This is a genomic window from Spiractinospora alimapuensis (genome assembly GCF_018437505.1).
Taxonomy (GTDB): domain Bacteria; phylum Actinomycetota; class Actinomycetes; order Streptosporangiales; family Streptosporangiaceae; genus Spiractinospora; species Spiractinospora alimapuensis.
Genome location: NZ_CP072467.1, coordinates 1,647,181 through 1,660,797, shown reverse-complemented (window position 1 = coordinate 1,660,797; position 13,617 = coordinate 1,647,181). Strand labels below are relative to the sequence as shown.

The window sequence follows — 13,617 nt, the reverse complement described above, 5'->3', positions numbered from 1 at the left end:
GCTGGCTCCCTCGCCGCGGAGATTCGTGTTGCGTTTTTGTCGGCCGCGGAATCCACGGCGAAATCCTTGGGGAGCATGAGATGTCGAACGAATCGCACTCTTTTCAGCGGCACGGTTTTCAGCGCCACGGCCGACAGCGGCCCAGTTCTATGCCGTTCCAGCGCTACTCCGCGTTCCCGACGGTCGATCTGCCGGACCGTACCTGGCCGTCCAAACGCATCGAGCGGGCGCCGCGTTGGCTGTCGACCGACCTGCGGGACGGAAACCAGTCGCTGATCGAGCCGATGGACCCCGAACGCAAGCGGGAGATGTTCGACCTGCTGGTGCGGATGGGATACACCGAGATCGAGGTGGGGTTCCCGGCCGCGAGCCAGACCGACTTCGACTTCGTTCGGTCGCTGATCGACGGGGACGCGATCCCCGACGGTGTGCAGATCTCCGTGCTGACCCAGGCGCGTGAGGACCTGATCGAGCGGACGGTGCAGAGCCTGGTCGGGGCGAAGAACGCGACCGTTCACCTGTACAACGCGACGGCTCCGCTGTTCCGCCGGGTGGTCTTCGGGGTGGAGCGCGAGGAGTGCAAGGCCCTCGCGGTGGACGGCACCCGTCACATCATGAAGTTCGCCGAGCAGTACCTGGGCGACACGGAGTACTTCGGTTACGAGTACTCGCCCGAGATCTTCATCGACACTGAGCTGGACTTCGCGCTGGAGGTCTGCGAGGCCGTCATGGACGTCTGGCAGCCGGGCCCCGGCCGGGAGATCATCCTCAACCTGCCGGCGACGGTCGAGCGGACCACGCCGAACGTCTACGCCGACCAGATCGAGTGGATGAGTCGGAACCTGTCCCGCCGCGAGCACGTGTGCCTGTCGGTCCATCCGCACAACGACCGTGGCACGGGCGTCGCCTCGGCGGAACTCGCCGTGATGGCGGGAGCCGACCGAGTGGAGGGCTGCCTGTTCGGCCACGGTGAGCGCACCGGCAACGTCTGTCTGGTGACCCTGGGCCTCAACCTGTTCAGCCAGGGGGTGGACCCGGAGGTCGACTTCTCCGACATCGACGAGATCCGCCGGATCGTGGAGCACTGCACCCAGTTGCCCGTGGCACCCCGCCACCCCTACGGCGGTGACCTGGTGTACACCGCGTTCTCCGGCTCCCACCAGGACGCGATCAAGAAGGGCCTGAGCGCGATCAAGGCCGACGCCGCGCGCGCGGGCGTCCCCGTGGACGAGTACCCCTGGCAGGCTCCGTACCTGCCGATCGACCCACGGGACGTGGGCCGTAACTACGAGGCCGTGATTCGGGTGAACAGCCAGTCCGGGAAGGGCGGCGTCTCCTACATCCTCCAGCGCGACCACTCACTGGAGCTGCCGCGACGGATGCAGATCGAGTTCTCCCGCGCGGTCCAGCGCCAGACCGACAGCGAGGGCGGGGAGTTCACGGGCGACCGCATCTGGGAGATCTTCACCGAGAGCTATCTCCAGGAGGCGGGCGGCATGAGCGTGCTGGCCCACCGCTCCTCCACGGACGCCGAGGGCCAGGTCACCATCGCGGCGGACGTCCGGACGGAGGGGGAGATTCGGGAGGTCACGGGCACCGGAAACGGCCCCATCTCCGCGTTCGTGGACGCGCTGGGCACCGTCGGGGTGTCGGTGCGCGTGATGGACTACGTCGAGCACGCGCTCAGTGAGGGGGGCGACGCGCGAGCGGCGGCCTACGTGGAGGCGAGCGTGGACGGTCGCACCTACTGGGGAGCCGGCATCAACGCCAACACCACGACCGCGTCCCTCAGGGCGGTCTGCAGCGCCGTCAACCACGCCCGCCGTCGGGCCGCGGAGGACTGAGCCGAGGTCCGGTCTGTCGTGAGCGGTCACGGGCGCTTGGGGTGTCCGTGACCGCTGGTGGGGTCGGCCCGACGGCGCGGCCCCGCTCAGCGGTGTCAGGCCCTTGGACCCGACGCCCACCGGATTGGATCGCCCTCTCCCATACCGGCCGGATGTTCGGGACGAGGTTCGAACCCACCACCGGAACGCCGGTCACTCCGCTCCGAACTTCTGCGTCCAGTAGAAGTCCCGCTCACCGACACCGATGGCGACGTTGTCACAGTCGACGATGTTCCTACGGTGGCCCTCACTGTTCATCCAGGCGTCCACGACCTCCTGGGCGCTTCGCTGCCCAGCCGCGACGTTCTCTCCGGAGAGCGCGTCGTAGCCCGCCGCCTCGGCCCGGTCGGACGGGTCCAGACCCTCGGGTGTCTCGTGATCCATGTACTCACGACGTGCCATGTCTTCGCTGTGGTCCTGGGCGGCCTGGGTCAGCCTGTCGTCCACCCGCAGCGCGTCACAGCCGGCGGCGGCGCGCTCGGAGTTGGTGAGTCGCACGACCTCGTCGACCGTGGCTCCGCCGGCCGACCCGGTCTCCTCCTCGTCGTCGTCCTCCTCGTCGACCTCGTCGGGGATCTCCTCCTCCTCGACGGCGATCTCGGTCTGGACGGTTGGTACCGGCGCCGGCTCTCGTACGGGGTCCGCGCGTTCCATCGCGGCCTCGGGCGTGTCGTCGTAGCTGGACTGGGCGAAGAACTCCTCTCGGGACTGGCTGGCTTCGTGCGGACCTCCCGGTGTTCCCTGCGAGGCGGCGTCCGGGTCGACCTCCGGGACGGTCAGTCCGAGCGCGGCGAGAGCCACGGCGCCCAGCGGCAGCAGGGACACCAGGCACACCCGCGCGGCGGTGGACCCGGGGCCGCGACGACGCGCGGAAGGAAATCCGCCGGCGTGGCGGTGACGCGAACGGCTTCTCTCGGACATTGGGGCGGACCGCCTTCAGTGCTGGGGGAGTGGAGGAGAGTTCTGTCGGTCTCGATCACGCACCGACGGGTCGGTCGATTCCGATGCCGGATGTCGGGGATGTGACTGCTGTGTCGGTATGGCCCGTGTCGCCGGTGATGTCGGGACATCGTAGTGGAAGGGGGCGGCGCGTCGGCGTCTGGGCCGCGCCTATGGGTGAGAATGAGTGGAACGACGTGTGCCGGAGCGGAGACGGGGTCAATGGGGCTTTATCGGGATGAGGGCGTCGTCCTGCGTACCCAGAAGTTGGGCGAGGCCGACCGCATCATCACCGTGCTCACTCGTGGAGCCGGGCTCGTGCGTGCCGTGGGCAAAGGGGTGCGACGCACGCGGTCCCGCTTCGGGGCTCGACTGGAGCCGTTCACGCACGTCGACCTCCAGTTCCACACCGGCCGCACACTGGACGTCATCACCCAGGCGGAGACCAGGCGTGCCTACGGGGCCGCGCTGGTGAACCACTACCCGCGATACACCGCGGGTATCGCCATGTTGGAAGGCGCGCAGCAGGTCGTACACGTGGAGAGGGAACCGGCCCCACGCCAGTTCCTCCTGCTGATCGGTGGTCTGCGTGCCCTGGGCGAGGGGGAACACGACCCGCGCTTGGTCCTGGACGCCTACCTGTTGCGGTCCCTGGTGACCGCGGGGTTCGCCCTGGCGGTGGACGAGTGCGCGCAGTGTGGCGTCCCCGGTCCGCACGGTGTGTTCTCGGTGCAGTCGGGTGGCACGGTGTGCCGTGACTGCCGGCCTCCCGGAGCCGCGACCCCCGCGCGGGAGACACTCGCACTGATGGCGGCCCTGATCAGCGGAGACTGGTCCACGGCCGACACAAGCGAGCAGCGTCACCGCCGGGAATGCAGCGGTCTGGTCGCGGCCTATCTACAGTGGCACGTTGAGAACGGAATCCGATCCCTTCGCCTCGTGGAGCCCAGTTGAGTGCAAGTGACCCGGCCGCCGGCCAGTCCGCCCCACCCCACACCCCGGTCCGGCCGCCGGATCCCCACCCCAGTGGAGCGCGTCCCCCAGCACTGCCACGAGAGCTCGTTCCACGGCACGTCGCCATCATCATGGACGGGAACGGCCGTTGGGCGAAGGAGCGTGGACTTCCCCGCACGGAGGGACACAAGGCCGGAGAGGGCGCACTGTTCGACGTGATCGAGGGCGCTCTGGAACTGGGTATCCCCTACGTGTCGGCTTACGCGTTCTCGACCGAGAACTGGCGTCGTTCCCCCGACGAGGTCAAGTTCCTCATGGGCTTCAACCGCGACGTGGTGCGGCGCCGCCGCCAGGAGATGCACGAGCGGGGAATCCGGGTGCGCTGGGCGGGACGTCGGCCCCGCCTGTGGAAGAGCGTCATCAAGGAACTGGAGGAGAGCGAGCGACTGACCCAGGGCAACAGCGCGCTCACACTGCAGTTCTGTGTGAACTACGGGGGGCGGGCCGAGATCGCCGACGCCGCCGCCGCCGTGGCTCGCGAGGTCGCGGCCGGTCGCCTCGCTCCCGACAAGGTCAACGAGGACACGTTGGCCCGCCACCTCGACGAGCCCGACATCCCCGACGTGGACCTCTTCGTTCGCTCGTCCGGGGAACAGCGGATCTCCAACTTCCTCCTGTGGCAGCTCGCCTATTCCGAACTCGTCTTCCTGGACACCCTGTGGCCGGATTTCGATCGCCGCCACCTGTGGCACGCGTGCGAGATCTACGCGAGTCGCGACCGGCGATACGGGGGAGCCGAGCCGAACCCGTTGCCGAAGACGTAGCGAAGCCCGAGGGGCGTCCCGAGGTGCGGATCACTTTTGGGAACGTGCGTGTGACCTCGGCGACAATCCCCCTTGTCGGCGGTTACTTACTGTAGCGTAACCTCCGGTCCGCGCGGCATTCTGGGACACATGAATGCTTCTTCGTTTGCCCCCCAACTCCCCGACAGCCTGGCCTTCGTCGCGATCGGTGACAGCTTCACCGAGGGCCTGAGCGACCCCGGCGTGGACGGCGCGTTCCGTGGGTGGGCGGATCGCGTCGCGGAGGGGCTGGCCGGACACGTCACCGACCTCCGCTACGCCAACCTCGCGGTCCGGGGAAAGCTCGTGCGCCAGATCGTGGGCGAACAGGTCCCGGAGGCCATCGCGCTGAACCCGGACCTGGTGGCGCTCTCGGCCGGCGGTAACGACATCATCCGGCCCGGCGGTGACCCTGACCGCGTGGCGCGCGTCTTCGAGTCCGGGGTCGCCCGGCTACGGGCCGCCGGAGCGCGGGTCCTCATCTGTACCGGTGGTGACCTCGGCTGGCAGCCGGTGATGCGGCACCTGCGTGGCCGGGTGGCCACCTACAACATGCATCTGTGGGGCATCGCGCAGAAGTATGACTGTTCGGTGGTGGACCTGTGGTGGATGCGGGTTCTGCAGGACGGCCGTGCCTGGAGTGGTGACCGGTTGCACTTGTCCGCCGACGGGCACCGCCGGGTCGCGTTGCGTGCGTTGGAGGTGCTGGGCGTGACTCCGGAGGAGGACTGGCGCGCCCCGCTGCCCCCCGACGAGCCCGTGGCCTGGAGCGCCGCCCGGCAGGAGGACCTGAGGTGGGCTCGGGAGTATCTCGTTCCCTGGGTGAGACGTCGGATCCAGGGTGTGTCGTCGGGTGACGGTCGGGCCGCCAAGCGTCCGACGTTGGGACCCCTGCGCTGAGGTCCGCCTCAGGCGCTGGTGCGCTGAGCCCGACCCGTGCTGTCCGGGTCGGGGCCCTGCGCCTGGGCCGCGGCACACGTCGGACACGTCCCGAACACCTCGACCGTGTGCGTGATGTTCACGAATCCGTGCTGCCGCCCGATCGTGTCGGCCCAGGTCTCCACCGCCGGTCCCTCGACCTCCACGGTTCTGCCGCACGTGCGGCAGACGAGGTGGTGATGGTGCCGGTCGGTGTCGCACAGGCGGTACACCGCCTCACCGTCGTCGTTGCGCAGGACGTCGATCTCGCCGGACTCACTGAGTGACTGCAGGGCACGGTAGACGGTGGTCAGGCCGATCTTGGACCCGCCGGCACGAAGGTCGGCGTAGAGGTCTTGGGCGCTGCGGAACGCCGTGCTCTCGTTGAGGGCGCGGCGGACCGTTTCGCGGCGTGAGGTCAACTCGGCACGCTCCCGGGGTCGTTCTGGGGCACGGTACTGACGCTATCTGAGCCGGCGCGGGCGCGCCCGCGCCGGCGCCGCAGGATCCCACCGACGCCGACGGCCCCGACGAACGCCGCGAGTGCGATCAGCACGATCGTGGCACCGGGCGCGACGTCGACATAATAGGCGGTGGAGAGGCCGGCGAGGGCGCAGACGACGCCCAGGAGCACCGCGACGGACATGGTGCCCCGAAAACTACGGGAGAGCTGTTGCGCGGCCGCCACGGGAATGACCATGAGCGCGCTCACCAGCAGAACCCCGACGACGCGCATGGCGAGCACGACGGTCAACGCCGCCATGACGCCGATGAGCAGGCTCAGGAAGCGCACGGGCAGACCAGAGGCGCGCGCCACCTCCTCGTCCTGACACAACAGGAACAACTGCCGGCCGAAGAACGCGACGACGCCAAGGACGACGGCGGCGAGAACGGCCACGGTCGCGACGTCCTGGCTGGTGACGCTGCTGACAGACCCGAAGAGGAACGCCGTGAGGGTCGCGTTGTTGGCTCCGGGTGCGAGTCCGATCAAGAACACGCCGCCGGCGATCCCGCCGTAGAACAGCAACGCGAGCGCGACGTCCCCGGCGGTGCGGGCGCGAACCCGCATGACCTCGATCGCGATGGCGCCGAGGACGGTCACCACAACGGCGCTGAACAGAGGAGAGGTGGAGGTGAGGAATCCGAGCGCGACGCCGGTCAGCGCGACGTGGCCCATGCCGTCACCCAGGAGGGCGAGGCGGCGCTGCACGATGAAGGTGCCGATGGCGGGTGCCGTGATGCCCACGAGGGCGGCGGCCAGCAAAGCACGCCGCATGAACGCGGCGTCGAGGAGCTCAATCAAGACGCAGCCCCTCGGGCGCGGGGACGGCGATCGATCCGGTCGTGTCGTCGGCGTGTGGGTGGACGTGGTCGTGGTCGGGTAGGGCGCACTCCCCGACGGGCTGCGGAGGGGCGCCGTCGTGGACGAGCTGGCCGTGGGACAGGACGACACTGCGCTGGATGAGCGGGGTCAGCGGGCCGAGTTCGTGGAGTACGAGCACGATGGTGTGGCCACGGTGGGCCAGTTCGTCGAGGGTGTGGGCGAGCGCCCGCTGGTTGGCGGCGTCGACACCGGCCATCGGTTCGTCCATGACCAGCACGTCCGGTTCGCCCGCGAGGGCGCGTGCGATCAGGACCCGCTGTTGTTGTCCGCCGGAGAGCTCCTGGACGGCGTCCCCGGACCGGTCCAGGAGACCGGTTGTGGTCAGGGCCTCGGTGACCGCCGCGCGGTCGGCCGCTCCGGGGAAGGGCAAGAGGCCGCGTCGGCGGGCCACCCGACCCGCGGAGACCGTCTCCCGGACCGTCGCGGGCACCCCACCTCCCACCGCCAGTCGTTGGGGGACATAACCGATCCGGCCCCAGTCGCGGAACTCCCGCAGGGGGGTGCCGAAGACCTCGATGGACCCGGAGGTCACGGGAACGACGCGCAGGAGGGCGCGCAGGAGCGTGGACTTTCCGGAACCGTTGGCGCCCATGATCGCGACGGTCTCGCCGCGACGTACGGTGAAACTCACGTTGGAGACGACGGGAGCGCCGTCGTACCCGATGGACGCGTCGTGTACGGCGAACACCGGTGGCTCGGACGTGGCGGCGGGCACGTCCGGAGACAGGCTCCTGGCAACCATCTCAACAGTGTGCCGAAAACGAAAATGATTGTCAAAACGGACTGATCTGTGCGACGGCGAGAACAAGTAGTATGGAAATGACTACACAGCGCAACGTCCGTTGTGGGGTCCGCAGTGTCGGCCATGCGATGAAGGCGAGCCACAGGATGAAGAGGGCAAGCAGACCGAGCAACGCGGCGCCCGGTAGCCCGGAGAAGTACAGCCCTCCGATGAGGACGCCCGCCATCGCGACCGGGAGTAGCCACCGCGGTGCGTGATGCAACCAGAACAGGACCGGGGCGCTGTGCTCCTCGACCACGCGTCGCAGCCCGGCTCCTCCGTTCGCGGGAGAGCCACCACCATTCGCGGACACTGGTCCTCCTCACCCGCCGACAAACGTCAGCCTAGCCCGTCGTCCGTCGACCGGTCGACGGACGATCCGGGATGTCGGGCGCACTGACCTCCGGGGCGCCGACACCGACTCCGCCAGAGACATGCCACCGGATGCTATCCACGAAGCGAGGCTCCGTGCCCAAACTCAGCGTCATTGTCCCCTTCGATGTCACCGAGCCGCACCTCGAACGATGTCTCTCCTCGCTGGGCGCCCAGGACATCGGTGACACCGAGCTGATCCTCGCGCCCGTGCGCGCCGCCCCGGCCGCGATCGGAGACGGCGCGGGCGACCCCGAGGCGGCGGCGGAGGACGGGCAGGAGGTCCTCGACGAGCCCGCGGCGGAGAACCGATCCGACGGGGGCGAGGACGCCAATGACGCGGACACCCCCGAACCGTCCACCGCGGAGGAGGCGTGGTCGGAGGGGGACGAGCACGAGGACCCGGTGCTGAACCGGCCGCGGGCCCTGGACATCGCCGGGGAGTGGCTCCGCGGCGACAGTCACTCCAATGCCTGGCTGGTCGAGGACGTCGCCGAGACGACGGCCGCGGCTAGGTTCTCCGGCGCGGCCAAGGCGTCCGGGCGCTACCTCGCCTTCGTTCCCGCCGACGACGCGCTGCCCTCCTACGCTCTGCGCTACCTCACCGACGCCCTGGACCGGTCCACCTCCGACCTCGCGACGGGCACCACCTACCGTCTGAACGCCCACGGCGTGGGCACTTCCGCGGTCAAGGGCGGGGGATTCGTCCGGGAACGCCACGGTGTCCGCGCGACGGCGCGGCCCGAACTGCTGGGCGACCGGTTCTGGGGCAACAAGGTCTGGCGGCGCGACCTGTGGGACGCCGTCGCGGAGTTCCACACCCATCTGCCCGATGCCGACGACGACCTCGCCATCGTCGCCGCGTACCTCCACGCCGGCGCCGTGGACACGTTGCCGGCCCCCGTGTCGCTGCGCCGTGCCCGCCCGGCCCGTCGCCGGCTGTCCCAGCGCCAGGACCTCGAAGAACGTATGGAGTCACTGGCCGCGCTCGACCGACGTCTTGACGGTGACGCCCGACACGCCTGGCGAACGACACTGCTCCGGCGGGACCTGTGGCGGATCCTGCTGGGACTCGACGACGCCGATGACGACACCAGGGCACGGTTCCTGGACCTGGCCGCCCCCATGATCGAGTCCGCCGATCCGCGTCTTCTCACCCAACAGTCGGCGCTGCGCCGGCTCGGGTACCACCTGGCGCGGCGGCGCGACACCGCCCGGTTGTTGGAGACCGTGACCTTCGCCCAGAGCACCGAACCCTCCCGTGCGCAGGTCGCGCGACGTGGCGTCCGCTACTACCTGCGCTATCCGTTCTTCGAGGACCCGGACGCGGGCGTACCCCGGTCCGTCTACCAGGCTGGGCCAGAACTGCGGTTACGACAGAAGACCGAGCGTGTGGAGTGGCAGGACGGGACGCTGGTGGTGTCCGGCCGCCTCGGTGTGACGCGGCTCCCGGTACGGCGCGGTTGGCAGCAACACGTGCGCGCGTCCCTCGTGGACCTCGACACGGGGATCCGACGTCGAGTGCTCGTGACGATGCGGGAGGCGGCGGAGTACCGGCTCCCCGACGTGCCGGACGCGGCGAGAACCGACTTCGGCGGCTTCGAGATCCGCCTCGACCCCAGTCGCCTCGTCGGGCCGAACACGGCCGGTGGCACGGCGCGGTGGAAGATCGAGCTGTCGGTGTTCAACCGCGGCATCACCCGCAAGCGGTGGTTGACGAACCCGGTTCCGGGTGCGCCGCGACGTCCGGAACCCCATCGGATCACCGACACCGACCGTGGTGCGCTGTGGGCACGACCCGAGTGGGACGAGGACCGGGAACTGCTGATCGGTGTGGAGCCGGTCCAGGCCCGGCTCACCAGCTACGGCTACGCGGAAAGTGGGGGTGACGCCGCGGTCGAGCTCCGTGGCGAGCTCAGCGCGCCGATGGGACAGGGCGTCGCGCTGCGCCTGTGCCGACTGCCGGGGACCGCCACCCTCCGCGTTCCGATCACGCTGGACGGTACCCGGTTCAGCGCGGACGTCCCTGTCGATCGCCTCCTGCGTGAGGCGTTGGTGGAGGGGGAGGGAAAGCTCCGCCAGGAACGATGGTCGGCGGCGCTCGTCACCTCGGACGACACCGAGATCGCCCGCATCGTCGTCCCGGAGGAGGTGGAGTCCCGGCGCCGCGCGATTCCCGGCTCACCCGACCAGGAGATCGCCGTGGAGCGCACGACCACGGGGCACCTGCGACTGCGAGCCGGGTGGGCCCAACCCGCGGTGGAGGAGGCACGCTGGGACGGCAACAGTCTGGTCCTCTCGGGGCGACACCTCGGTCAGGGAGATCTTGACCTCGTCCTCAAGTCCATGGAGCGGCGGGAGGAGTACGTCGCCTCCAGTGAGCGCAACGGTTCCCGGTTCCGCGCCACGTTCCATCCGGCGGCGACCGAGACCCTGTCGGGGCCGCTGTCCATGCCCGCCGGGCGCTACGCGGTCTGGGGACGGTGTCTGGGCGGTCCGGTGACGGGCCGCTCGGTCGACGTGCGGGCGATCGTCGCGCCCTCGTTGCTCACGCGTCTGCCGACCGGGGTCGACGCGGCGGGCCGCCACTACGAGTTCACGGCGCTGAACGAGTACAGTCCCGTGCTGCGCGTCGGCAGCGACCTCCGACCCAAGGAGCGTGGCCGCTACGCGCAGCGACGCCTCCGGGAGGAGGAGTACCCCCGAATGCGCGCGGAGCCGGTCCGCGAGGAGATCACCTTCGACAGCTACACCGGCCGGCAGTGTTCGGACTCGCCCCTACAGGTGTACGACGAGCTGCGTCGTCGCGCGGGCCGGTGGACGGACTACCCCATGGGGTGGATCGTGGGCGACGGCCAGGCCCGACCGCCCCGGGACGCGTCGTCGATCCGTCTGCGTGGCGTTGAGTACTACGAGGCACTGGCACGGTCCCGCTACGTGGTGACCAACTCCCGACTGCCGGCCTGGTTCGCCCGACGGGACGGTCAGACCGTGGTGCAGACGTGGCACGGGTCCATGCTGAAACGCATCGGGTTCGACGTGGAGAATCTGCGGGGTAAGGCCCGGGACTATCACGAGAAGCTCGCCTGGGAGACCGCGCAGTGGGACTACCTGGTGTCGCCGAGCCCGTGGGCGACTCCGTTGCTTCGGCGGGCCTTCCGGTTCGAGGGTGAGATCCTGGAGACGGGCTACCCGCGCAACGACGTCTTCTTCGCGGCGGACAGGGAGCGGCGTGCCGCTGACATCCGTGCCGCGCTGGGGCTCCCGGAGGACAGGCGGGTCGTGCTGTACGCCCCGACCTGGCGCGATGACAAGTACCACACGCGTGGACAGCACACCCTGGACCTGAGGCTGGACTTGGAGCGCATGCGGTCGGTCCTGGGCGAGGACCACGTGCTGCTGGTCCGACGTCACCCCCGGGTGGTCGACTCGGTTCCGGAGGTCGGAGGGTTCGTGCGGGACGTGTCGCGCTATCCGGACATCATGGACCTTCTCCTGGTGACCGATGTCCTGGTCAGCGACTATTCCTCGGTGATGTTCGACTTCGCCAACACGGGGCGCCCCATGCTCTTCTTCACCTACGACCTGGACAGTTACCGTGACGAGCTCCGTGGGTTCTACTTCGACTTCGAGGAGGTCGCCCCCGGCCCGTTGCTGCGTACTTCGGACGAGGTCATCGAGGCGCTCGCGGAGGTCGACGGAGTCGCGTCGGCCTACCAGGAGCGGTACACGTCGTTCACGCGCCAGTTCTGTCCGCTGGACGACGGAGGGGCCACCGCGCGTGTCGTCGACCGGGTTTTCGCACCATGAGGGGCCCGGGCGGTCCACGCGTCTCGGTGCGAGGATTCCCGTGGTTCCCCTAGGCTGGGCGCTGCCGCCCAGAGAGCGTTCCCACCAGTGTGAACGGTCGCGCTCACGAGCCGTGGGTCGCGGGCCGCGCACCGTTAGCCGTCGTGTCCGTATCCGTGTCATCGAGTATCGCGCCTGACCGCGATCCGCCGACCGCCAGTTGGATGGAAAGTCAACTAACCATGGCCATCAAGTCAGAGACCGTCGACGCCCTCGTCAACCTCGCCAAACGTCGAGGGCTTGTCTTCCCCTCCAGTGAGATCTACGGGGGACTCCGGGCCGCGTGGGACTACGGGCCGCTGGGCGTGGAACTCAAGAACAATGTGAAGCAGCAGTGGTGGCGCTCCATGGTCCGTGAGCGCGAGGACGTCGTTGGACTGGACTCCAGCGTGATCCTCGCCCGCGAGGTCTGGGAGGCGTCGGGCCACGTGGACGCCTTCGTGGACCCGCTGACCGAGTGCATGTCCTGCCACAAGCGCTACCGCGCCGACCAACTCATCGAGGCCTACGAGGCCAAGCACGGACGGGAGCCGGAGGGTGGCCTGGACGCCATCGCCTGCCCCAACTGCGGCGCCAAGCACTCCTTCACCGAGTCCCGGATGTTCAACGCGCTCCTGAGGACCTACCTCGGTCCGGTGCAGGACGAGTCGGGGTTGAGCTACCTGCGTCCGGAGACCGCGCAGGGCATCTTCATCAACTACCTGAACGTCCAGCAGTCGGCCCGTCGCAAGGTCCCCTTCGGGATCGGGCAGATCGGCAAGTCCTTCCGCAACGAGATCACTCCGGGCAACTTCATCTTCCGTACGCGGGAGTTCGAGCAGATGGAGATGGAGTTCTTCTGCGTGCCCGGCAGTGACGAGGAGTGGCACCAGTACTGGATCGACACCCGGATGCAGTGGTACCTGGATCTGGGGATCACCAAGGAGAATCTGCGTCTCTTCGAGCACCCCGAGGAGAAACTCGCGCACTACGCCAAGCGCACGGTGGACATCGAGTACCGGTTCAACTTCGTGGGAACCGAGTGGGGCGAGCTGGAGGGCATCGCTAACCGGACCGACTACGACCTGCGCACCCACTCCGAGCGGTCGGGGACCGACCTGTCCTTCTTCGACCAGGACTCCGAGGAGCGCTACATCCCCTACGTGATCGAACCCGCGGCGGGTGTCGACCGGGCGATGTTGACGTTCCTCCTCGACGCCTACAGCGTGGACGAGGCCCCCAACGCCAAGGGCAAGATGGAGAAGCGCACCCTCCTACGTCTGGACCCCCGTCTGGCCCCCGTGAAGATGGCGGTTCTGCCGCTGTCGCGCAACGCGGACCTCTCGCCGAAGGCGCGGGACCTGGCGGCCCGGCTGCGTCGCCGCTGGAACGTGGAGTTCGACGACGCCGGTGCCATCGGCCGCCGCTACCGACGCCAGGACGAGATCGGCACCCCGTTCTGTGTCACCGTCGACTTCGACACTCTGGAAGACGACGCCGTGACCATCCGTGAGCGCGACACGATGACGCAGGAGCGCATCGGACTCGACCAGGTGGAGACCTACCTGTTGGAGCGGCTGCCCGGCGTCTGAGGACGTACGGGCCGGGCGCGTCGTGCCGAATGACGCGCGGGAACGAAACAGCGGCCGGGGGCCCGGGGGGATGTGGTCCCCGGCCGCTTCTCGTGTTCCGCGGCCGCACACAACCGGCGGAACT

General features: G+C 69.0%; 11 protein-coding genes. 6 read left to right on the top strand and 5 right to left on the bottom strand.

The window, feature by feature from the left end:
- Window positions 1-149: 149 nt before the first annotated feature.
- A complete protein-coding gene (gene leuA / locus J4H86_RS07675; RefSeq protein ID WP_236542814.1) occupies window positions 150-1,844 on the top strand; it encodes a 2-isopropylmalate synthase in 1,695 nt (564 codons plus the stop codon).
- 192 nt (window positions 1,845-2,036) lie between these two features.
- Here the strand turns inward: leuA and J4H86_RS07670 are convergent, their stop codons facing one another.
- On the bottom strand, window positions 2,037-2,708 hold the full coding sequence (locus J4H86_RS07670; RefSeq protein ID WP_236542813.1) for a CAP domain-containing protein: 672 nt from the start codon (window positions 2,706-2,708) through the stop codon (window positions 2,037-2,039).
- Between the two features lie 336 nt (window positions 2,709-3,044).
- On the opposite strand from J4H86_RS07670, the gene recO reads away from it, so the two are divergent.
- The 3 genes from recO (at window position 3,045) to J4H86_RS07655 (ending at window position 5,518) form a co-directional block, all read left to right on the top strand.
- Window positions 3,045-3,776: a DNA repair protein RecO gene (gene recO, locus J4H86_RS07665; RefSeq protein ID WP_236542812.1), complete on the top strand. Its 732-nt coding sequence runs from the start codon at window positions 3,045-3,047 to the stop codon at window positions 3,774-3,776.
- Entirely contained in the window at window positions 3,773-4,600 is an 828-nt protein-coding gene (locus J4H86_RS07660; protein ID WP_236542811.1) for an isoprenyl transferase, read from the top strand. The genes recO and J4H86_RS07660 overlap by 4 nt, the downstream gene beginning before the upstream one ends.
- Before the next feature lie 129 nt (window positions 4,601-4,729).
- Window positions 4,730-5,518 carry an SGNH/GDSL hydrolase family protein gene (locus tag J4H86_RS07655; RefSeq protein WP_236542810.1) on the top strand — a complete coding sequence of 263 codons (789 nt, stop codon included), beginning with the start codon at window positions 4,730-4,732 and terminating at the stop codon, window positions 5,516-5,518.
- A gap of 8 nt (window positions 5,519-5,526) precedes the next feature.
- Here J4H86_RS07655 and J4H86_RS07650 read toward each other — a convergent pair whose 3' ends face one another.
- Genes J4H86_RS07650 through J4H86_RS07635 form a run of 4 tightly spaced genes read right to left on the bottom strand, consistent with a single transcriptional unit; the run spans window position 5,527 to window position 8,014 of the window.
- Window positions 5,527-5,958, bottom strand: coding sequence for a Fur family transcriptional regulator (locus tag J4H86_RS07650; RefSeq protein WP_236542809.1), 432 nt, complete (start codon window positions 5,956-5,958; stop codon window positions 5,527-5,529).
- The gene (locus J4H86_RS07645; RefSeq protein ID WP_236542808.1) at window positions 5,955-6,839 is read right to left on the bottom strand and encodes a metal ABC transporter permease; all 885 of its coding nucleotides are present in this window, start codon (window positions 6,837-6,839) and stop codon (window positions 5,955-5,957) included. The genes J4H86_RS07650 and J4H86_RS07645 overlap by 4 nt, the downstream gene beginning before the upstream one ends.
- Window positions 6,832-7,662 carry a metal ABC transporter ATP-binding protein gene (locus J4H86_RS07640; protein WP_236542807.1) on the bottom strand — a complete coding sequence of 277 codons (831 nt, stop codon included), beginning with the start codon at window positions 7,660-7,662 and terminating at the stop codon, window positions 6,832-6,834. Before J4H86_RS07640 ends, J4H86_RS07645 begins: the two co-directional genes overlap by 8 nt.
- Window positions 7,663-7,693: 31 nt before the next feature.
- Complete coding sequence (locus J4H86_RS07635) at window positions 7,694-8,014, bottom strand: DUF6703 family protein (protein ID WP_330932503.1); 321 nt, start codon at window positions 8,012-8,014, stop codon at window positions 7,694-7,696.
- Window positions 8,015-8,169: 155 nt separating this feature from the next.
- On the opposite strand from J4H86_RS07635, the gene J4H86_RS07630 reads away from it, so the two are divergent.
- Window positions 8,170-11,883, top strand: a complete 3,714-nt coding sequence (locus J4H86_RS07630; RefSeq protein WP_236542805.1) for a bifunctional glycosyltransferase/CDP-glycerol:glycerophosphate glycerophosphotransferase — start codon at window positions 8,170-8,172, stop codon at window positions 11,881-11,883.
- A 221-nt stretch (window positions 11,884-12,104) separates the two neighbouring features.
- Window positions 12,105-13,493, top strand: a complete 1,389-nt coding sequence (locus J4H86_RS07625) for a glycine--tRNA ligase (protein WP_236542804.1) — start codon at window positions 12,105-12,107, stop codon at window positions 13,491-13,493.
- Window positions 13,494-13,617 lie beyond the last annotated feature (124 nt).